This window comes from Burkholderia reimsis, from assembly GCF_003294055.1.
In the GTDB taxonomy this organism is placed as follows: domain Bacteria; phylum Pseudomonadota; class Gammaproteobacteria; order Burkholderiales; family Burkholderiaceae; genus Burkholderia; species Burkholderia cepacia.
The window spans coordinates 1-20,386 of record NZ_QMFZ01000052.1 but is presented as its reverse complement, the minus strand read 5'-3'; the positions used below and the strand labels follow the sequence as shown (position 1 = coordinate 20,386).

Below are 20,386 nucleotides of genomic sequence, written 5' to 3'. Positions count from 1 at the left end.
GCTCATGCGTAGTTCATCATCACCGACTTGCTTTCCGTGTACTGGTCGATCACCGCGCGACCGAGTTCGCGGCCGAAACCCGACTGCTTCATCCCGCCGAACGGCATCGCGTTGTCGAGCAGCGAGTGGCAGTTGACCCACACCGTGCCCGCGGCGATGCGCGGGATCAGCTTGTGAATCGCGGAAAGGTCGTTCGACCAGATGCTCGCGCCGAGGCCGTATGGCGTGTCGTTGGCGAGCTGCACGGCCGCGTCGACGTCGTCGAACGGCATCGCGACGAGCACCGGCCCGAAGATCTCCTCGCGCACGACGCGCATCGCCTGCGTCGTATCGACCAGCACGGTCGGCTCGACGAAGAAGCCCGGGCCGTCGATCGCGCGGCCGCCCGCCGCGGCGCGCGCGCCCTCGCCGAATCCCGAATCGATATAGCCGCACACGCGCTCGCGCTGCTTCGCCGAGACGAGCGGGCCGATCTGCGTCGACGGATCCATCCCCGGGCCGATCTTCAGGCTCGCGGCGATCTTCGCGACGCGCCCGATCACGTCGTCGAACACCTTCGCGTGGATGTACGCGCGCGACCCGGCCGTGCACACCTGCCCCTGGTTGAAGAAGATCGCGTTCGCCACACCGAGCGCGGCCTTGTCCGGATCGACGTCGGGCAGCACGATCACCGGCGACTTTCCGCCGAGTTCCAGCGACATCCGCGTCATGTTGTCGAGCGCCGCGTGGCCGATCGTCTTGCCCGTCTGCGTCGAGCCCGTGAACGCGATCTTGTCGATGCGCGGATCGCGCGACAGCGCGGCGCCGGCCGTATGACCGTAGCCGGTGACGATATTGACGACGCCGTCCGGGAAACCGGCCGCCTGGATCAGCTCGCCGAGGCGCAACGCACTCAGCGGCGTATCTTCCGCGGGTTTCAACACCACGGTGCAGCCCGTGGCCAGCGCGGGCGCGAGCTTCCACGCCGCCATCAGCAACGGGAAATTCCACGGAATGATCGCGCCGACCACACCGACCGGTTCCTTGCGCGTGTAGGTGAAGATCTCGCTGTCGGGCATGTACGGCATGCCCGCGTCGATCACGCTGCCTTCGATCTTCGTCGCCCAGCCGGCCATGTAGCGGAAGCACTGCGCGGCCATCGCGACATCGAGACCCTGCGCCACCATCACGGGCTTGCCGTTGTCGAGCGACTCGATCTCGGCCAGCTCGCGCGCATTCGCGTCGATCAGGTCGGCGAGCGCCAGCAGCAGACGCTCGCGGTCGGTGGTCTTCGCGGTGCGCCACGGCCCCGCATCGAATGCGCGCCGCGCGGCCGCGACGGCCTGTTGCACGTCGTGCTCGTCCGCCTCGGGCACGCGCGCGAGCACGGTGCCGTCGGCCGGATTCACGACGTCGAGCCGGCGGCCCGACGCAGCGTCGGTCCACTCGGCGCCGATCAGCATCTTCTTCGGCTTCGCGAGAAACGCGCGTGTGGCGTCGAGCAGCGGAAAGTTCTGGTTCGTCTCCATCTTCGTTCTTCCTCGATTTCCTGAATCGGTCGGTCAGTAGCGATCGACGACGCCGTCGACCCCGCGTGCCTGCAACGCGCGAACGAGGCCGGCGCGCACGGTCGCGACGTCGGAATAGGCAGGACGGCGGTGCGCGGCGACTTCGGCGGCCGTATAGGGCTTGAAGTCGCGCGGCAGCGCGTCGCGGTTCATGGTCGTGAGTACCCAGTTGAGCACGTCGGCCAGGTCCTGGTCCGACAGGGCCGAGTTCGACGCGCCGGGCACGCGCATCACGTACTCGCGCCCGGCCGGCAGATGCGTGAAATAGCCGAGCGAGTTCGCGAGCGGCGGCACCTTGCCGGCGATACCGCCGCCCGTGGCCGTGTGGCAGCCCATGCAGTTGAGCACCCAGTGCTGCCGCGCGAGCGCCGCGTCGGCCGCGCCTTCCGCATGCGCGGGTGACACGGTCAGGCCGACGACCGCCCCGGCAAGCATCAGCAGCGACGACAGGCGGCGCGACAGGTGGCCGAGCCACGATGCCGCCGCGCATCGCGCGCGCGGCGCGACGTCGCAAACGCGGGATGCACGGGCAACCTTCACAGGCCGAGCCCCTTGATGACGACGTCGCGTTGCGCGTGAACAGCCGTGCCGTCCATCGCCTTCGCGCGCGCCGCGCGGATGTCGGCCGCCGTGAACGGCTTCGCATCGCCGTGCTGCGCGTTGAGATCGAACACGACGTAGTTGAGCACGTGCGCGATATCGTCGTCGCTGGCGCTCGCAAACGACGGCATCTTGAAGTTGTAGCTCTTGTCGTGCACCTTGATCTCGCCGAACATCCCGTGCAGCAGTGTCGCGACCAGCTGCGCACGCCCCGCCTCAGCCGTCGCATACTTGCCCGGATACTCGGTCAGCGGCGGCGCGAGGCCGTCCTGCCCTTTCCCGCCCGCCTGGTGGCAGACCGCGCACTGCGCGTCGAACAGGCTCTTGCCGGCCGGGTAATGCACGGCTTCCTGCGCGCCGGCGGCGCCTGGCAACGCGAAGGCTGCCACGGCCGTCATGCACGCGACTGCGATCTTTCCTGCTTGCGTCACTTTCATTGCTTCGCCGCCCCCAACAGAACCGAAACCGAACAGTGGTAATTCGAATTGCCGTTCGCCATGCACCAGTTGATGTCGTTGTTCAACGACAGCTTGTACAGCGGCTTCTCGCGCTCGTTGCGGTTGCAGAAGCACTTGCCGCACGACGTCTTGCCGCAGCAGTCGTTGTACGACACGATGTAGTCCGAACCATCGTGCGGATTGCGGCAGGTGCCGATCCACGTGATCGGCGAAGGCGTCGTGCCCGGCGGGCAACTGCTCGACGTGCCGCCGCAGCAACTGCACAGCCAGCCGTCGATCGCGCAGTATTTCCAGTAGTCGCAGCTCATCGGGTCGTCGCTCGCCCCCGAGGCGGCGGCACCGGATGCGCCCGACGCCGCATCGGCCGCATACGCGGTGCGATCGACGGGCAGCAGCGGCAGCATCGCCGATCCCACCAGCACCTTGCCGAGCTTCGCCATCGCACTGCGCCGCGAACTGTGCTGCGCGACGCCGCGCGCCGACCGCTCGAACCATGAATCAAACAGGCCCATGTCGTTGTTCTCCCTTGACGTTGAAAGAGGGTCGGCCGGTCATGCGTGCTGCGCGTGCGCGTCGTGGCTGTGATCGCCGTGCACGAACTGCTGCAGCGATGCGACGCCGCGCTCCTTCGCTTCGAACAGGCTCTCGAGATGCTCGCGCGTATTGACGAGGCCCTTCGCACGCACCGTGCCGGTTTCGTCGAGCAGCACCGCATACGGCAGCTTGCCGATCTGGTACGCGAGGCCGAGCTCCTGCGACAGCACGTACGGGAAGCGCCCGAGGTCGTGCTTGCGCGCGAAGCGCGTGTGTTCGTCGATATCGCCGTCGCTCGCGAGCACGATGTTCACCGGCGTCGATTCGCTCGCCTGCAGCGACGGCAGCAGCGGCAGCAGCTTCTTGCAGACGGGGCACGTCGGCGACAGGAAGAACAGCAGCGTCGCCTTGCCCGACGCATCGATGCCGCCGACCTTCACCTGAGAGCCGCGAATGTCGGTCAGTTCGAACGCCGGCGCGATCGCGCCGACCGCCGGCCCCTTGTCGATCATCAATGCGCCGGCCGGCATGATGCGTTCGTACAGGATGCCGATCTGGCGCACGAGCGCGAGACAGATCGCGCCGAGCGCGAGGACGGCCACCCACAGCAGGGCGGTGGAAACGGTGAGAGCGGTTTGCATCATGAATTCCTCAGATGGGAAAGGCGCGGTACGTTGGCGAGCAGCACGTCGACGGTGAGCAGCGCGCAGACGATCAGCAGCACGGAGAAGAACAGCGTCAGGTAGTCGAACCACACGACCGCGCGCGCGCCCGGCTCGACGAGCGCGGTCGCGGCCAACGCGGCGAGCAGCAGCGCGCGACCGACGTGCAGCCAGCCGATGCCGCGCGGCGCATCCGCTCGCGCGGCCGCGAAGCCGGAACAGCCGCAGTCGATGTCGGTGTGGCCGCGCAGCAGATTGATCGCGATTGCCGCCGCGAAGGCGACGAGCAGCGCGATCAGGCCGATCGCGCCGGCCGTGCGCGTATCGGGAAACAGCAGTGCCGCCGCGCCGACGGCTTCCGCGAGCGGAATCGCGAACGCGACGGGCGCGGTCAGCGCGTCGGGCAGCAGCCGGTAGCCGGCGAGTGCCTGGCTGAACGCGGCGGGACGGCGCATCTTCGCGAAGGCGCCGAGCAGCACGACGACGGCAGCGCCGGCCTGCGCGCTGGTGGCAAGTACGGGATCGAGCGTCATCGCGGCCTCACGGGTTGACGAGCAGCGACGACGTATTGCCGATCTGCTTCTCGACGTTCTGCAGCTTGCCCGTGCGTGCATCCATCACGACGAGGTCGGAGGTCGCCGTCAGCCCGTAGAACAGCGGCTTGTCGTCCTCGCTGACCTGGATCGACACGAGGGGATCGATCTTCTGCTGCGCGAGATCCCAACGCGCGACACGCTGCTTCGACTTCAGGTCGACCACCCACACCTGCGTGCCGGGGTCCTTGTGCGAGCCGTCGCCGCCCTTGTGCATCAGCACGTAGTAGCGGTTCTGCTTCGCCTGCACGGCCGTCTGCTGCATGCCGCCCGGGCGCCAGCCTTCGGCGCGCTCGGCGTCCGTCAGCAGCGGCCACGGCTTGCCGAACACGGGCTTGTCGCCGCTGAAATCCGCGCTGCGCACGTTGCCGCCGTAGGTCGTAAACAGATAGTCGCCCTTGTAGCGCGACGCGTTCACGAACGCCGGATCCTTGTCGACGTCGATGAACGCATCCGACATCGTGCGCTTCGTTTCCTTGCCGTTCGCATCGAGCGTGACGGTCAGCGCCTTGCCGCTTTCACACAGCGCCGTGAAGCGGTCGTTGCCCGACGGATACGCGAGCACGCAGGCCGCCGTGTCGATCTCCGACAGCACCTTCTTCGAGACCGCGTCGATCACCGTCACCGACGCGGCCGGCGTGATGTTCGCGACGTACAGCCGCTTGCCGTCCGCGCTGAACGCGGTGTTGTACGGCGACGGCACGTGCTGCGCATGCTTCGCCGGAATCACGATCTCGCCCGCGTGATCGAGCGTCGTGTTGTCGGTGATCTCGACGACGTCGGTGCGCGTGCCGTGCGAGCCGCGCGAGAAGTACGTCGTCGCGACGAAGCTCGTCTTGCGGTCCGGCGAGATCGCGAGGCCCGGGCCGAAGCCGCCGTCGATCTGGCCCAGCAGTTTCTTCGCATCGGCGTCGTACACGTAGATGCGTCCGTCGGTCATCGACGGCATCGAGATGTCGACGATATAGACCTCGTGCGGATGCCAGGGCGGCATCTTCTGCACCACCAGTTCTTCCGGTTTTTCCGTCGCATTCGCGCCGCCGGCCCATGCCGCCGCGAACGCCAGCGTCGCCGCGAGCACCGCGGTTCGTCGCCTTGTCCTCATGTCGCCTCCAGTTGGGGAATCACGTAACGTGGGGCGACTGTAGTTCGACAATAAATCCGGTCAGCACCCGGACCGGCACCGCGTGCGTGCCGATTCGGGATATTGGAAAACCGCCTGAAAGGCACGCCGGCCGAAGGCTTCCGACCCTCCGACAAATGCGCCCGGAATAGCGCTGCCCCTTATTGCGCCGACCACGCGGCCGGTTTAATCTTGCGCGGTCCTGATCGACGCACCCGGAGGCGCTGTGTTCGTGTTTCACGAGAGGTTCGACAACGCGGACCGGCATGCCGAGGCGCTGCGCGGCTGGAACCAGCGCTACGACCAGATCGGCTCCGGCGCGTATCGCAGCGCGGTCAAGCATGCGGTGCTGGACAGCGTGCAGCTGTTCCAGGAAGCCGCCAACGTTCGCATCATCCAGCGCGGAAGATTGCCGCACGACCAGACGGTGTTCGGCATGCCGCTCACCGGCTCGGGGGCGTTCGCATTCGGCGGTGCGCGCATCGAACGCGGCACGATGGTGCTGGCGCGCGGCGGCACCCCGTTCGAGCTGCACTCGCCCGACGACATGTCGCTGATCGGTGTCGTCGCCAATGGCGAACTGATGCAGCAGATCGAGGATGCGGCCGACGTCCGCCTCGACGAAGCCACGTTGCGGCGCGGTGTGGTCGACATGCCCACCGCGGTGCTGATGCGCGCGAGCGTGCAGATCGCGACGCACCTCGAGCGTGTATTGTCGGCACCCGATACCTTCCGCGACGCACGCGCGCAGCGCGAACTGCGCGGCGCTATCGGCAACGTGCTCGTCGATCTCCTCACGTACCGGATTCCCGAGCCGTCGAACCGTCTCACGCATGCGTGCCGCGCCGACATCGTGCGCCGCGTGCACGACTACGTGATCGACCATCCCGAAGCACCGGTCGACGTGCTGAGCCTGTGCACGCAATTGCGCGTGAGCCGGCGCACGATGCAGAACAGTTTCCAGTCGGTCGTGCAGACCAGCCCGTTGCATTACGTGCGATCGCTGCGCCTGTCGCAAGTGCGGCGGATGCTGCTCGACACGCGGCAGGCCGACCTGCCGATCAGCGACGCGGCCGCACGCTGGGGCTTCATCCATCTCGGGCATTTCGCGAACGCCTACAAGGCGCAGTTCGGCGAGTTGCCGTCGACCACCGCGCGCCGTTCCGCGCGCGGCGCAAAAACGCGCTGAGGCCGCGCAAAACCCGCGATAATCTCCGGCTGACCGTTCGCCGCCCCGAGCGACACGCGACGACCACCGGATTCCATTGCCTGCCCCGATGCCCGAGGATTTCCACTTCCTGCTGCTGCCCGGCTTTTCCGCGCTCGGCTTCATGTCCGCGGTCGAACCGCTGCGCGTCGCGAACCGCTTTCGCACGGAGCTCTATCGCTGGCACGTGATCAGCGCCGACGGCGCGCCCGTCGCCGCGAGCAACGGCATTCCGGTCGCCGCCGAAGCCGCGAGCGCGGAGGTCGAAACGGTCGATACGGTGTTCGTCGTCGCCGGCTTCGATCCGCTCGTGTGCTACACGCGCGCGATCGGCGACTGGCTGCGCCGCCAGCACCGTCATGGTGCAACGCTCGGCGGCATCGACACGGGCAGCTTCGTGCTCGCGGAAGCCGGGCTGTTCGACGCGTCGCAGCCGCTCACGCTGCACTGGGAAGCACTGGCCGCGTTCCGGGAACGCTACCCCGGCCTGAACGCGACGCAGGAGCTGTTCGAGATCGACGACCGGCGCATCACGTGCGCGGGCGGCACCGCGTCGATCGACATGATGCTCGACCTGATCGGGCGGCGGCACGGTGCCGATCTCGCGGCGGCGATCTCCGAGCAGTTCGTGGTCAGCCGGATCCGGCAGCGCTCGGACAGCCAGCGGCTCGAGATCGCCGCGCGCTACGGCGTGCACAACCGCAAGCTGATCCAGGTGATCGGCACGATGCAGCGGCACATGGAAAACCCGCTCGGCTCCGATGCGCTCGCGCAGGAGGTGTCGATCACGCGGCGCCAGCTCGAACGCCTGTTCAGCGCGACGCTGAACGACACGCCGACGCATTTCTACCTGAACCTGCGGCTCGATCGCGCGCGTGAACTGCTGCAGCAGACCGACATGAGCATCACGTCGGTGTGCGTCGCGTGCGGGTTCGAATCGCCGTCGCATTTCTCGCGCACGTATCGCGCGCGATTCGGCCTGAGCCCGCGCAGCGACCGTCGCGCGACGCGCTGATCGTCGCGGGTTTCAAACACAATCCCGCGCGGAATTGCGCGTTCCGGCAGCGTTTCCCGCCGCTCGCTGAACAATGCCGACGATTGATCGACGGACTGAAGAGGTCATCGAAAATAAACTGGAATGTCGTTGAAAATATTCTGTAACATACCAAAAAAAGTTAGATAGGCAGCCTAACGACTTGCATGCCGCATCGCGGCAGGCTGCCACCGATATCGATTCGATCCGAGGGGTATGACATGACGATGCTCGATTCGCCGTCGCCGCACCTGCCTGCCGTTCGATTCTTCGTTCGCCGCTTCTCGCGCGCGTCCTCCTGCTTCTCGCCGTCCAATCCCGCCCGTTTCTTTTCGACCTGACATTTAGGTTTCCTTAGTCAGTCGACGCTCCCCACACCGCTTCGCCGCACCGGCTCCATCGAGCCGGCGCGCGGGCCGTGTCGTGCCTGCGCGCCACGAACGCGCGGGCGTGTCCAACCGTTGAGATGAGGATCACGTATGCAGACATCACGCAAAGCACTGCCGCTCGCCCTGGGTCTCGCGCTCGGTTTCGGCATCGTCGGCGGCACCGCGGCCGATACGAAAGTCTCGAATCCGCAAGCAACGAGCCTGCGCGAAAGCCTGACACGCGGCGTCGCGCCGCCGGCCGCCAAGGCGGACACGGCCGCCGGGCAGTTCCGCGCGGACGGCGTCGCCGTCACGTTGTACAACCCCGCCTATCGCGCGAAGAAGGCCGCCGCGACGCCCGCCGCCACCGCGCGCGACTTCGTCGCGTCGCAGGCCGCGCAACTCGGGCTCGACGCGACCGCGCTCGCGAGCCTCGTCGTCACGTCGGAGCGCAGCGACGCCGAGTTCACCGTCGTGCGCCTGCAGCAGCAGGCAGCCGGATTGCCCGTGTACGGCAGCGATATCGCGGTGACGGTCGCGAAGGACGGCCGCATCCTGTACGTCGCGAGCAACACGATCAACGGCGTGGTCGCGAAGTCGGGCAAGGCGCAGGCCGTCGACCAGCAGCAGGCGCTCGACCGCGCACGCGCGTATCTCGGCGTGAGCGGCTTCACGAACCAGGATGCGCAGCTCGTCGCCTTCGTCGACAAGGCCGGCACGCATACCGCGTGGAAAGTGCGCGGCCGCCCGAACGACGGCCCGAAAGGCGACTGGGAACTGCTGATCGACTCGGGCAGCGGAGAAGTGCTGCGCGCCGAGGACAAGGCGTTCTACGCGACCGACGGCACGGGTTTCGTGTTCCGGCCCGACCCGCTGTCGCCGACCAAAAGCAGCTACGGCAGCGCGGGCTACAAGGACAGCAACGACGCCGATTCGTCGCAACTCACCGCCGCGCGCGTGCGCGTGACGCTGAAGGATCTCGCGCAGTCGGGTGCGCGTTATTCATTGTCGGGCCCGTATGCGGCATGCGTCGATTTCGACGCGCCGCGCGACAACGCTTGTCCCGTGCAGTCGACCCCCGCATTCGAATTCACGCGCGGCAACCTGTATTTCGAGGCGGTGAACGCGTACTACCACATCGACACGTTCCTGCGTTACGTGAACCAGACGCTCGGCATCAAGGCGCTGCCGTACCAGTACACGGGCGGCGTGCAGTACGACCCGCACGGCGAATCGGGCGACGACAACTCGTCGTACTCGTCGAGCAGCGGCCGGCTGACCTTCGGGCAAGGCGGCGTCGACGACGCGGAGGATGCGGACGTCGTGATCCACGAACTCGGCCACGGCATCCACGACTGGGTGACGAACGGCGGCCTGTCGCAGCAGGAAGGATTGTCGGAAGGCACCGGCGACTATCTCGCCGCCGCGTACAGCCGCGACTTCAACCAGTGGAGCCCGTCGGACGCGCAGTACCACTGGGTCTACAACTGGGACGGCCACAACGAGTTCTGGGGCGGCCGCGTGACCAACTGGAACGTCGGGCGCACCTATGCGCAGGCACGCGGCGCGGAGATCCATACGGCCGGCCAGTACTGGGCCTCGTGCAACCTCGTCGCGCGCGACGCGATCGGCGCGCAGGCGATGGACAAGGCGTTCCTGAAGGGGCTGTCGATGACCAACAGCTCGACCAACCAGAAGGCCGCCGCGCAGGCGGTGCTGACGGCCGCGTCCGCGCTCGGCTACAGCAACGCGCAGCTCACCGCGATCGGCAATGCGTACAACCAGAGTTGCACGTACGGCGTGACCGTACCGAAGAAGTCGTAATTCCGCAGCAGGCGGGAGCGTGTCGCACGACCTGCGGCGCGCCCCCTTCATCGACATCGCCATCCTCACGAGATCGAACATGCCTACTCTGAAACTCACCCGCCTGAGCGCCGCGCTGGGCGGCATGCTGCTGACCGCCGCCGCGCACGCGACGCCGGTGTGGATCACGCTCGGCGACGCGGCGTTCCGCCAGTTGCAACGCATCGACGCGAGCGCCACCGCGCAATACAGCACGACGCTCGACGCCGGCAAGGCGGCCGACGGGGCGGCGCGCCGCGAGACCGTACACGTCGTCGAAATCGACGATTCACGGCTCGGCGAGCTGGCCCACGCCGTTCACGATACGCGCGGCCACGGGCCCGGCTACGTCGTGCACGACTCGTTCGACGACGCGCGCCAGGCACTGCAGCCGTTGCCGACGCCGCTCGCGAAGCAGGCCGCGGCTTCCACGTACCAGGTTTCGAACGCACCGCAGATCGGCACGTGGATCCAGCAGCTGCAGGCCAGCAACATCGTCGGCACGATCACGTCGCTGTCCGGCTTCACGAACCGCTACTACACGACGTCGCACGGCGTCGCCGCGTCGAACTGGCTCGCGCTGCAGTGGAAGCAGCTGGCCGGTTCGCGCGCCGACATCACCGTCGAGCAGTTCACGCACACGGGCTTTCCGCAGAAATCCGTGATCCTGACGATCCGCGGCAGCGATCCGGCCGCGGGCACCGTCGTGCTGGGCGGCCACCTCGATTCGACGGTCGGGCGCACGACGGAAAACACGCGCTCGCCCGGCGCGGACGACGATGCGTCGGGCATCGCCAGTCTCACCGAAGCGCTGCGCGTGCTGCTGGCGAACAACTATCGGCCGAAGCGGACGATCAAGTTCGTCGGATACGCGGCCGAGGAAGCCGGCCTGCTCGGCTCGAAGGCGATCGCGAAGCAGTTTCGTACGCAAAACGTGAACGTGGTCGGTGTGCTGCAGCTCGACATGACGAACTACAAGGGCGACCCGAAGGACATCTACCTGATCACCGACTACACGAACGCGTCGCAGAACACCTACCTGACGAATCTGGCGAAGACCTACCTGCCGGAACTCGCGATCGGCACGTCGCAGTGCGGGTATGCGTGCTCGGATCATGCGTCGTGGAATGCGCAGGGGTATCCGGCGTCGTTCCCGTTCGAGGCCGATCAGAACGACAGTCCGTATATCCATACCGTGAACGACACGCTGGAGAATTCGGATCGGCAGGCGAACCATGCATTGAAGTTCGGCAAGCTGGCGCTGGCTTATGCGGTCGATCTCGGCGGCAACGGCAGTTCGACCGTGAAGCGCTGACGGCGTGCGGCCGGGCCGTTCGTCCGGAAATGACGGAAGCGTATGCTCGCGGTTTGCATACGCTTGCGTCGCGAAGCGTTCTCCGCGGTCGTGGCGCCGACCCGTCGTCGAACCCGGTACGCCGCGTCGTCCGGATAGAATCCCCGTTCGACCACTTCGCTACACGCTTCCCGCCATGACCGATTTCTCCCGCTCCATCGACGACCTGTCGCCCGCCCGTGTCACGACCGCGTTCGACCTGCCCGGCCACACGACCGTTCGCTCGCTCGGCGTCGTCCAGGGCATCGTCGTGCGCTCGCGCTCGATCGTCGGTTCGTTCGGCGCATCGCTGCAGACGATCTTCGGCGGCAACATCACACTGTACACGTCGCTGTGCGAAAAAGCCCGCCAGCAGGCCTTCGACAAGATGCTCGCCGACGCGGGCAAGCTCGGCGCGAACGCGATCGTCGCGATGCGCTACGACTCGACCGAGATCGGCGCGGGTGTCACGGAAGTCATCTGCTACGGCACGGCCGTGCGCGTGACGCAGGACGCGTGACGCCCGTCACGCGTCGCGCTCGAGCGACTTCATCGTCGTGAGCTGCGGGAACAGCCGCATCCACGTGAGCGCAACGGCGATCGTCGCCGCGCCGCCGACCACGATCGCGGCCGGCGCGCCCCACCATGCAGCCGTCACACCCGATTCGAATTCGCCGAGTTGATTCGACGTGCCGATGAACAGCGAGTTGACGGCACTCACACGGCCGAGCATGTCGTCGGGCGTGCGCAGCTGCACGAGCGACAGGCGCACGACGACGCTCACCACGTCCGATGCGCCGAGCGCCGCCAGCGCGACGAGCGACAACACGAAATTCCTCGACAGCCCGAACACGATCGTCGCGATGCCGAATGCGATCACGCCGCCGAACATCGCGCGGCCAGGCCGGCCCTTGAGCGGAAAGCGCGTGAGCCACAGCGTGCCCGCGAGCGCGCCGACCGCCGGCGCCGCGCGCAACGCGCCGAGCCCCCACGGCCCGACCTGCAGGATGTCGCGCGCGTAGATCGGCAGCAGCGCGGTCGCGCCGCCGAACAGCACCGCGAACAGGTCGAGCGACAGCGCGCCGAGGATCGCCGGTTCGCGCCGGATGAATGCGATACCTGAAAACACCGAACGGAGCGTCACCGGTTCGCGCGCGGGCGGCGCGCCGCGCAGCGGAATCGTGCCGCTCAGCACCGCCGCGACCGCGAACGCGACGACGCTCGTGCCGAACGCGACGGGCGCGCCGACGCCATACAGCAGCCCGCCGAACGCGGGCCCGAGAATCTGCGCGGCCTGGTTCGCCGAGGTCGACAACGCGGTCGCGCGCGGCAGGTCGCTGCGCGGCACGACGGCCGGCAGCAGCGACGACACCGACGGCGACTCGAACGCGCGAGCCGTGCCGACGATCGCCGCGAGCGCATACACGGCCGGCGCGGCCAGCCATCCTTGCGCGGCACCGAGCAGGAACACGCCGGCGGCCAGCGCCTCGACGGCCTGGCAGATCGTCGCGATGCGCCGGCGGTCGTAGCGGTCGGCCACCTGCCCGACGACGAGCGTCAGCGCGAACATCGGCACGAACTGCGCGAGGCCGACGAGACCGAGTGCGAACGCGCTGTGCGTGAGCGCGTAGACGTACCACCCGATTGCAACCGACAGGATCTGGAAAGCCAGGGAAGACATCACGCGCGTGCCCCAGAAGCGCTGGAACGGTGCGTGACGGAACAGGTTGGCGGGCAACGGGGATAAAGGACTGGGATCGGGCACGGAGTCGGTCATCGAGGTCTCGGCGGTCGGCGCGGCACGCCGGCACCGTTCGGGAAAGCGACTGCGCACGCCGACGCATGCGCGCGACAACGGTACGGACGCGGCGAAATCGCGATGATATGCCAAGCGCGCAAAACGGGCCGGGGGCGTGGCGGCAACATCGCGCGGACGCGGGGGGCAACGCATCCGGCAGCCGCGTCGATCGCGGCCGCCGGATGGCGGCCCGGGCACGGGGTCTTCCGATGCAGGCGGCCGCGGGCTTCACCGGGGCGGAACGCCCTCATCGGTCGCGCCGCCGGCGATGCCGAACAGGCGTTGACCGTCCGGGGTGTCCTCGACTCGCCAACCCTGCGCGCTCAACGCTTCCCGTATCCGGTCGGCCTGCATCCAGTCCTTGTCCGCTCTCGCGCGCTCGCGTTCGGCGAGCAGCCCGCGAACGTGTTCCGGAATGTCGGGTGCAACCGGCCGCCATGCGCGCAAGCCGAGGCCCAGCACGGTGTCGAAGCTGTCCACGGTCGCTTTCAGCGTCGCGGGGGGCAGGTTGCTCCTGACCAGATCCCAGAGCACCGCGAGCGCCCTGGGCAGATTCAGGTCCTCGTTCACTTCGGCGTCGAATCGCGCGGCGAAATCCGCATCGACGCGCCCTCCGTCCGGCCAGCCGGCATACAGGTGCCGAAGCCGGTTCAGCGCGGTGTGCGCGGCGTCGAGCGACGCCCACGTGAAATGCAGCTTGCTCCGGTAATGGGCCGTCAGGCACAGGTAACGGTACGCGAGCGGGTCGATATTCCGGCTCTGCAAGGTCTGCAGACGAACGAAATCGCCGCTCGACTTCGACATCTTCGCATCGGCATCGAGCGTCAGGAAGTGCCCGTGCATCCAGTAATTCGCGAGGTTCGTGCCGTGGGCCGCCCGCGTCTGCGCGATCTCGTTGCTGTGGTGCACGGCGATATGATCCTCGCCGCCGCAATGGATATCGAACAACGTCCCGAGATACTTCGCCGACATCGCCGAGCATTCGATATGCCAGCCCGGAAAGCCGCGCCCCCACGGGCTGTCCCATTCCATCTGCCGCTTGACGCCGGCCGGGCTGAACTTCCACAACGCAAAATCCGTGATGCTCCGCTTGTCGCCCAGCGCGACCCGCTTGCCCGCCTGCAACCCCGCGCGGTCGAGCCGCGCGAGATAACCGTAGTCGTCCTGCCGACTGGTGTCGAAGTAGAGGCCGTCGTCCGTGCGATAGACGTAGCCGCCCCGGTCGAGCGTATCGATGAACGCGATCTGTTCGGCGATGTGATCCGTGGCGCGGCACCAGACCGTCGGCTCGAGCAGGTGGAGCGCGCGCCAGTCCCGCACGAAAGCGTCGGTGTAGCGCCGGGCGATGGCCCACGCCGATTCGCCGGTGCGGCGGCTGCCCTTTTCCATCTTGTCTTCGCCTTCGTCCGCATCCGAAGTCAGGTGGCCGACGTCGGTGATGTTGACGACGTGCCGCACCTCGTATCCGTTGCGCACCAGTACGCGGCGCAGGAGATCCTCGAACACGTAGGTTCTCAGGTTGCCGATGTGGGCGTCGTCGTAGACCGTGGGGCCGCAGCAGTACATGCCGACCTGCCCGGCCCGGATTGGCGTGAACGGGCGCACGGTACGCGACCAGGTGTCATACAGCGCAAGCGGCATCGAGTTTCTCCGTCCGAAGGTGTCGGCCCAAAAACAAAAAGACCGCCTGTCTTGCATCACAGGCGGCCGGAAGGCGATTGCTTGAATGTTCAGCGAGTTCGCTGGACGCAACTTCCCCCTGGCACGTTCTGACAACATGCGCGGAGCAGCGACGAGAGGAAATGGGCGCGATCAAGCATGGGGACGATGCTAGCGTCTATAGACGGCACCGGTCAATACCGTCGGGCAGTCGCCCGGCGACGATCCCCGTGCGGCGGCCCGGCAGCGGGCCTTGACCGGACGGCCCTCGTGCCCGCTCACTCCCGTCAGGCAAAAAAAAAGCGCGAACCTCGGTTCGCGCCAAAGAGAGACCTCGCTGAAGACGTCACAACCTCACACCACCCCGCTCAGAACGAATGCCGCATCCCGATCCGCACGTCGGCCTGCGTCTGCGTCGTCGACGGCGTGAAGCTGTAGCCGACCACCGCATCGACGCCTTGCGACGCGCGCAGGTAATCGCCGGAGATATACACGTCGGTACGCTTCGACAGCAGGTAATGCAGGCCCGCCGTGCCCTGGTTCCAGTGATGGCCTTCGAAGCGCGTGTGCTGGTAGCCCGCGATCAGGCTCAGCGCCGGCGTGAACTGGTACAGGCCGCCGCCTTCATACACCTGCATGTGCGACGACTGGCCGAAACCCTTGATCGTCGTGTACGAGAAGTTGGCGTCGAGCGTCAGCTTGCCGATCGTGTAGCTCGAGCCGATGCCGAACGTGCCCTGGCTGTCGACGTCCATCGGCGTGTTCGCGAACAGGTCGGTGCGTGCGCCGGTCGCCGGGTCGACGGTCACCGTCTGCTGGCCGAGGAACGTGTGCGTGCCGATCATCGCGTACGGGTCGAACGCATAGATGCCGTTCGGGTTGTTCAGGCGCGTGTACGCGGCGCCGATCGAGAAGTCGCCCTTCGTGAAGCTCGCGCCCGCGCTCCACGCGCTGTTGCGGTGGAAGTTGCCGGCGACGTTGCCGAACGAGTACATCGCGCCGAACTTGAAGCCGCTGAGGTCGTTCGACAGGAACTTCACCGAGTTCGGCAGGCGGTCGCCGTTGAAGCGGTCGAAGTCGCCCTGGTGGATCGCATAGCCGCTGCCCCACGCCGAGATGTTGTAGATCGACACGAGTTCGTTCGTGATGTCGAGCTGATTGCCGAACGACAGCGTGCCCCAGTCGTTCTGCAGGCCGACATACGCCTGGCGGCCGAATTCCGCGCCGCCGAAGCCGAGTTGCCCGTTGCCGAGGTGGAAGCCGCTCTCGAGCGTGAACACGGCCTTCAGGCCGCCGCCCAGGTCTTCCGTGCCCTTCAGGCCGAAACGGTTCCCGTACGCGACGCCGTCGTCGAACTTGACCACGTGCGAGCCGCCCGTGTTGTTCACGTACGTGATGCCTGCGTCGAGAATCCCGTACAGCGTCACACTGCTCTGCGCATGCCCGATGGCGGGCACGCAGGCCGCGCATGCAAGCGCGGCGGCTACGGCAACTTTGGTGTGCTTCATTGTCGACCACCCTCCCTGAACCGTTCGATGGAAAGAATCTCGTCCCGGCGCGTGCCGCGATGCGCCGGTGGATTCGAATTCGGTACGCCCGCTGGCTTCGGCATTTCGTTTTCCGCAATAACGCAGCCATTGGCGAAAAATACAAACCCATATTTCGCGTCACCCGTCTGAAGGCGACACCAAATGGTCACGATGCGACCCGCTCGGGAAAACACGTAGACGGGCGGCCCGGTAAAAACCGGCCGCCCGGAAGGAGGGAATCAGCGCCCGTCGAGGGCCGCGCGCACGGCCGGCAGGCCCGGTGCGCCGGCCGCCGTCGTCACGCCGTCCAGCCAGCCGGCAACCAGCGCCGGGTCGGATTTCAGCGCACGCTGCGCCGCGAGCGCGGGCGACGTCTTGTGGTCGAGCATGTCGGCGATCATCCGGTTCTCGACGTCGACGGAGAACGTCATCTGCCGGAACAGCCGCGCCAGGTTCGCGCACTGGCCGGCGAACCCGGCGCGCGTAACCGTGTTGACGGTCGCGCCGCCGTAGTTCGGGCCGAAATACGCATCGCCGCCCGACAGGTAGGTCAGGTGGAACTTCGTGTTCATCAGATGCGGCTCCCAGCCGAGGAACACGATCCACCGCTTGTCGCGCACCGCGCGCTCGACCTGCGTGAGCATGCCCGTCTCGCTCGATTCGACGAGCGACCAGTTTGCCGCGCCGAGCGCATGGTCGGCGAGCATCCGCTTGATGTTCTGGTTCGCGGGCGCGCCGGGCTCGATCCCGTAGATCTTGCCGCCGAAGCGGTCGGCGTAGCGCGCGAGATCGGCGAACGTACGCACGCCCGCGGCGGCCACGTAGTCGGGCACCGCGAGCGTGAACTTCGCGCCGCTCAGGTTCGCGTGCAGCACGTCGATCGACTTCTCGTCGACGAACGGCTTCACGAGCGGCGCCTGCGCGGGCATCCAGTTGCCGAGGAACACGTCGACCTGCCCTTTCTTGAGCCCCTGGTACGTGATCGGCACCGACAGGTTCGCCACGTCCTGCCGGTAGCCGAGCGCCTTCAGCACGACGCCCGCCATCGCATTCGTCGCATCGATGTCGGTCCAGCCGGGCGCCGCCATCTTCACGTCGCCGCACGTCTGCGGGTCGGCCGCGCGCGCAGGCTGCGTCGCCGCCACGCACGCGGCGGCGGCGAGCGCCGCGCCGATCCTTCGGATTGCTGCATTGCGTTGCCGTTTCATGGTTCGCTTCCTCCGTCGTTCTTCAATGATCGCGATGCGGTCCGTTCAACGCCCGATGCGCGGAAAGCGCGCCATCGCCTCGAGCGTGTCGAGTTCGATGTGATTGCGCATGTAGCGCTGGCTCGCGTCGGTGAACGGCTGCCAGTCCCAGGCGTGGATGCGGCCCTGCGTCGTCGCCGCGTAATGGAAACGCCGGCGCCGCTGGCTCGCGCGCACCTGCCGGTCCAGTTCGGGCAGGTTCCAGCGCTGCGCGGCTTGCGCACGGAACGCGGCCAGCACGTCCGCGGCTTCCGGCGTGCCGGCGAGGTTCGTCAGCTCGCGCGGGTCGTCGCCGAGGTGATAGAGCTGGTCGGGATCGGCCGGGCAATGCACGTACTTCCAGTCGCCGCTGCGGATCATCACGACCGGCGCGACCGCACCTTCCGCGAGGTATTCGCCGAGCGCAACATCGTGCGCCGGCGTGCCGTTCAGGTGCGGCACGAGGCTTGCCCCGTCGACGGGGTCCGGCCAGCCGCCGGCGGGGGCGGCGCCGGCCAGGTCGACGAGCGTCGGCAGCAGGTCGACGTGCGACACCGGCCCGCGCACGCGCGCGGCGCCGAAGCGGCCCGGCGCGTGCACGATCAGCGGCACGCGGCAGCCGCCCTCGAAGAACGTCATCTTGTACCAGAGCCCGCGTTCGCCGAGCATGTCGCCGTGGTCGGACGTGACGATCACGATCGTGTCGTCGGCGAATCCGCACTGTTCGAGCGCGGCCAGCACGCTGCCGAACTGCGTGTCGACGTAGGATGTTGCACCGTAGTACGCGCGACGTGCGGCGCGGATCTGTGCGTCGGCGGGCGGCGTCCGGTCGTTCTCGCAGACGAAGCGCAGCCGCTGCGAATGCGGGTCGCTTTCCGCCGCGTCGAGGCGCACGGCCGGCAGGTCGATCTCGTCGTCGCGATAGAGATCCCAGTATTCGCGCGTGATCGCATACGGGTCGTGCGGATGGGTCAGCGACACGACCATGCAGAACGGCCGCGCATCGTGCCCGGCCGCCCGCTCGCGCGCGACGTCGTACAGCTTCTGCTTCGCGGCAAACGTGACCTCGTCGTCGAAATCGAGCTGGTTGGTGCGCACGCACGGGCCCGCGTCGAGTACCGAACTCATGTTGTGATACCAGCTCGGCCGCTCCGCCGGGCTGTCCCAGTCGGGCACCCAGCCGAAATCGGCCGGATAGATGTCGGTCGTGAGCCGCTCCTCGAAGCCGTGCAACTGGTCGGGCCCGCAGAAGTGCATCTTGCCGGACAGCATCGTCCGGTAGCCGCCCGCGCGCAGGTAGTGCGCGAACGTCAGCGTTTGCGCCGGCAATTCGGCGGCGTTATCGTAGGCGCCGATCCCCGACGGCAGCTTGCCGGTCAGCAGCGAAAAACGCGACGGCGCGCACAGCGGGCTCGCGCAGTAGGCGGCGTCGAACACCACGCCTTGCGCGGCGAGACGGTCCAGCGTCGGCGTGCGCGCGACGCGGTTGCCGTAGGCCGGCAGCGCGAACGGCGTAAGCTGGTCGGCCATCAGGATCAGGATGTTGGGTGTCGGGTTCGTCATCGGCAGTCGTGGGGAAAACGGTGTTCGAATGGAACGGCGCGCCGCTCGCGCAGCGAGACGTCCGGCATGACGGAAGCGGCCCGACGAAAGTGCCGCGCGGGCACGCCGCGCTGGCTAGAATCGCGGAATGCGTTGCGTGCCACCCGTGGCGCGGAATGCGAAGCGGGGCGTGAAGCAGCCTGTGTAGCAGCCTGTGAAGCAGCCCGTGCAGCACGTGTGCCGCACCGTCCGATGCACTATCGCCTGCCCGAATTCGCGCGGGAAGGCGTCCGGCCCTTATGGGGCCATTAGAGGGACTTATGTCGAAATCCGAACCGTTACCGTCGATGCAGGCGCTGCGCGCGTTCGAATCGGCGGCCCGGCTCGCGAGCTTCACGGCCGCTGCGCGCGAGCTCGGCTCCACCCAGCCGGCCGTGAGCCAGCAGGTGTTCCAGCTCGAGGCCGAACTGGGCGTGCCGCTGTTCGAGCGCAGCCCGCGCGGTGTCACGCTGACGGCCGACGGCGAGTGCCTGTACGAAGCGGTGCGGCTGAGCCTCGACACGCTGCGCGGCGCCACCGCGACCCTGCGGGCGCGCCGCGAGCACGGCGCGCTCACGATCGTCACCGACTTCGGCTTCGCCACCTACTGGTTGATGCCGCGCCTGGCCGGGCTGAAGCGCGTGATGCCGGATGTCGACGTGCGGGTCGTCACGTCGCAGGATTACGACGCGCAGCGCGACCACGGCGACATCGCGATCCTGTTCGGCGACGGCCACTGGCCGTCGTGCACGGCCGCGCGGCTCTTTCCGGAATCGGTCACGCCCGTGTGCTCGCCCGCGTTCCGCGACGCGCACCCGCACGTCGCCCGGGCCGACCACCTGCTCGCGTTGCCGCTGCTGCACGTGCAGCCGACGCGCCCCGAGCGCTGGCTGTCGTGGTCCGGCTGGTTCGACGCGCACGGCCTCGACACGGCAGCCGCCGCGCGCGGCGTGACCTTCAACAGCTATGCGCTCGTGATCCATGCGGCGCTGCTCGGCGAAGGCGTTGCGCTCGGCTGGGCGCCGCTCGTCGACGAACTCGTCGCGTCCGGGCAGCTCGTGAAGCTCGTCGACGCGCCGGTCGTCACGCCGCGCGGCTACTTTCTCGTGCGGCCGCCGCAGCGGCCCGAGCCGGACGCGACCCACGTGTTCCGGCGCTGGCTGCTCGACGCGTGCGCACCGGCCTGAGCGGCCGTCCGTCCGGCCGGCGGCTACGGGCCTGATGCACGCCTGACGCCCGCTGGACCGGCCGCGCCCGCCCCGCCTGACGCCTCTCCGGCGCCCGCCTGAAGCC

General features: G+C 67.7%; 18 protein-coding genes. 6 read left to right on the top strand and 12 right to left on the bottom strand.

Annotation, left to right across the window (positions count from 1 at the left end; translation table 11 throughout):
* Positions 1 to 2: 2 nt before the first annotated feature.
* The 7 genes from DPV79_RS36865 to DPV79_RS36835 form a co-directional block, all read right to left on the bottom strand.
* Positions 3 to 1,508 carry an aldehyde dehydrogenase family protein gene (locus DPV79_RS36865; protein WP_113047734.1) on the bottom strand — a complete coding sequence of 502 codons (1,506 nt, stop codon included), beginning with the start codon at positions 1,506 to 1,508 and terminating at the stop codon, positions 3 to 5.
* Between the two features lie 33 nt (positions 1,509 to 1,541).
* On the bottom strand, positions 1,542 to 1,982 hold the full coding sequence (locus DPV79_RS36860) for a c-type cytochrome (RefSeq protein WP_230971970.1): 441 nt from the start codon (positions 1,980 to 1,982) through the stop codon (positions 1,542 to 1,544).
* Positions 1,983 to 2,083: 101 nt separating this feature from the next.
* Complete coding sequence (locus DPV79_RS36855) at positions 2,084 to 2,584, bottom strand: c-type cytochrome (protein ID WP_059494882.1); 501 nt, start codon at positions 2,582 to 2,584, stop codon at positions 2,084 to 2,086.
* On the bottom strand, positions 2,581 to 3,117 hold the full coding sequence (locus tag DPV79_RS36850) for a methylamine dehydrogenase light chain (RefSeq protein ID WP_021161464.1): 537 nt from the start codon (positions 3,115 to 3,117) through the stop codon (positions 2,581 to 2,583). Before DPV79_RS36850 ends, DPV79_RS36855 begins: the two co-directional genes overlap by 4 nt.
* Positions 3,118 to 3,156: 39 nt before the next feature.
* A complete protein-coding gene (gene mauD, locus DPV79_RS36845; RefSeq protein ID WP_021161465.1) occupies positions 3,157 to 3,783 on the bottom strand; it encodes a methylamine dehydrogenase accessory protein MauD in 627 nt (208 codons plus the stop codon).
* Positions 3,780 to 4,334 carry a MauE/DoxX family redox-associated membrane protein gene (locus DPV79_RS36840; RefSeq protein ID WP_048024826.1) on the bottom strand — a complete coding sequence of 185 codons (555 nt, stop codon included), beginning with the start codon at positions 4,332 to 4,334 and terminating at the stop codon, positions 3,780 to 3,782. The genes mauD and DPV79_RS36840 overlap by 4 nt, the downstream gene beginning before the upstream one ends.
* A 7-nt stretch (positions 4,335 to 4,341) precedes the next feature.
* On the bottom strand, positions 4,342 to 5,499 hold the full coding sequence (locus DPV79_RS36835) for an amine dehydrogenase large subunit (RefSeq protein ID WP_060066932.1): 1,158 nt from the start codon (positions 5,497 to 5,499) through the stop codon (positions 4,342 to 4,344).
* 244 nt (positions 5,500 to 5,743) lie between these two features.
* Between DPV79_RS36835 and DPV79_RS36830 the strand changes: the two genes are divergently transcribed.
* From DPV79_RS36830 to DPV79_RS36810, 5 genes are all read left to right on the top strand, one after another.
* A complete protein-coding gene (locus DPV79_RS36830; RefSeq protein ID WP_059698414.1) occupies positions 5,744 to 6,706 on the top strand; it encodes a helix-turn-helix domain-containing protein in 963 nt (320 codons plus the stop codon).
* Between the two features lie 88 nt (positions 6,707 to 6,794).
* Entirely contained in the window at positions 6,795 to 7,739 is a 945-nt protein-coding gene (locus DPV79_RS36825) for a GlxA family transcriptional regulator (protein ID WP_113047733.1), read from the top strand.
* Positions 7,740 to 8,236: 497 nt separating this feature from the next.
* The gene (locus DPV79_RS36820; RefSeq protein WP_059620282.1) at positions 8,237 to 9,949 is read left to right on the top strand and encodes a M36 family metallopeptidase; all 1,713 of its coding nucleotides are present in this window, start codon (positions 8,237 to 8,239) and stop codon (positions 9,947 to 9,949) included.
* A 79-nt stretch (positions 9,950 to 10,028) separates the two neighbouring features.
* Positions 10,029 to 11,282 carry a M20/M25/M40 family metallo-hydrolase gene (locus DPV79_RS36815; protein WP_113047746.1) on the top strand — a complete coding sequence of 418 codons (1,254 nt, stop codon included), beginning with the start codon at positions 10,029 to 10,031 and terminating at the stop codon, positions 11,280 to 11,282.
* A gap of 175 nt (positions 11,283 to 11,457) precedes the next feature.
* A complete protein-coding gene (locus DPV79_RS36810; RefSeq protein WP_059489505.1) occupies positions 11,458 to 11,820 on the top strand; it encodes a YbjQ family protein in 363 nt (120 codons plus the stop codon).
* A gap of 6 nt (positions 11,821 to 11,826) precedes the next feature.
* On the opposite strand, the gene DPV79_RS36805 is transcribed toward DPV79_RS36810, so the two are convergent.
* The 5 genes from DPV79_RS36805 to betC form a co-directional block, all read right to left on the bottom strand.
* Complete coding sequence (locus DPV79_RS36805) at positions 11,827 to 13,077, bottom strand: MFS transporter (RefSeq protein WP_048024876.1); 1,251 nt, start codon at positions 13,075 to 13,077, stop codon at positions 11,827 to 11,829.
* Between the two features lie 249 nt (positions 13,078 to 13,326).
* Positions 13,327 to 14,739 (bottom strand): cysteine--tRNA ligase, encoded by a 1,413-nt coding sequence (cysS, locus tag DPV79_RS36800; RefSeq protein WP_113047732.1) that lies wholly within the window; start codon positions 14,737 to 14,739, stop codon positions 13,327 to 13,329.
* Positions 14,740 to 15,125: 386 nt separating this feature from the next.
* Positions 15,126 to 16,265: a porin gene (locus DPV79_RS36795; protein WP_113047731.1), complete on the bottom strand. Its 1,140-nt coding sequence runs from the start codon at positions 16,263 to 16,265 to the stop codon at positions 15,126 to 15,128.
* A 260-nt stretch (positions 16,266 to 16,525) separates the two neighbouring features.
* Complete coding sequence (gene choX / locus DPV79_RS36785) at positions 16,526 to 17,494, bottom strand: choline ABC transporter substrate-binding protein (protein ID WP_113047730.1); 969 nt, start codon at positions 17,492 to 17,494, stop codon at positions 16,526 to 16,528.
* Between the two features lie 45 nt (positions 17,495 to 17,539).
* Complete coding sequence (gene betC, locus DPV79_RS36780; RefSeq protein ID WP_113047729.1) at positions 17,540 to 19,075, bottom strand: choline-sulfatase; 1,536 nt, start codon at positions 19,073 to 19,075, stop codon at positions 17,540 to 17,542.
* Positions 19,076 to 19,374: 299 nt separating this feature from the next.
* On the opposite strand from betC, the gene DPV79_RS36770 reads away from it, so the two are divergent.
* Positions 19,375 to 20,280 carry a choline sulfate utilization transcriptional regulator gene (locus DPV79_RS36770; RefSeq protein ID WP_042976344.1) on the top strand — a complete coding sequence of 302 codons (906 nt, stop codon included), beginning with the start codon at positions 19,375 to 19,377 and terminating at the stop codon, positions 20,278 to 20,280.
* Positions 20,281 to 20,386: the final 106 nt, after the last annotated feature.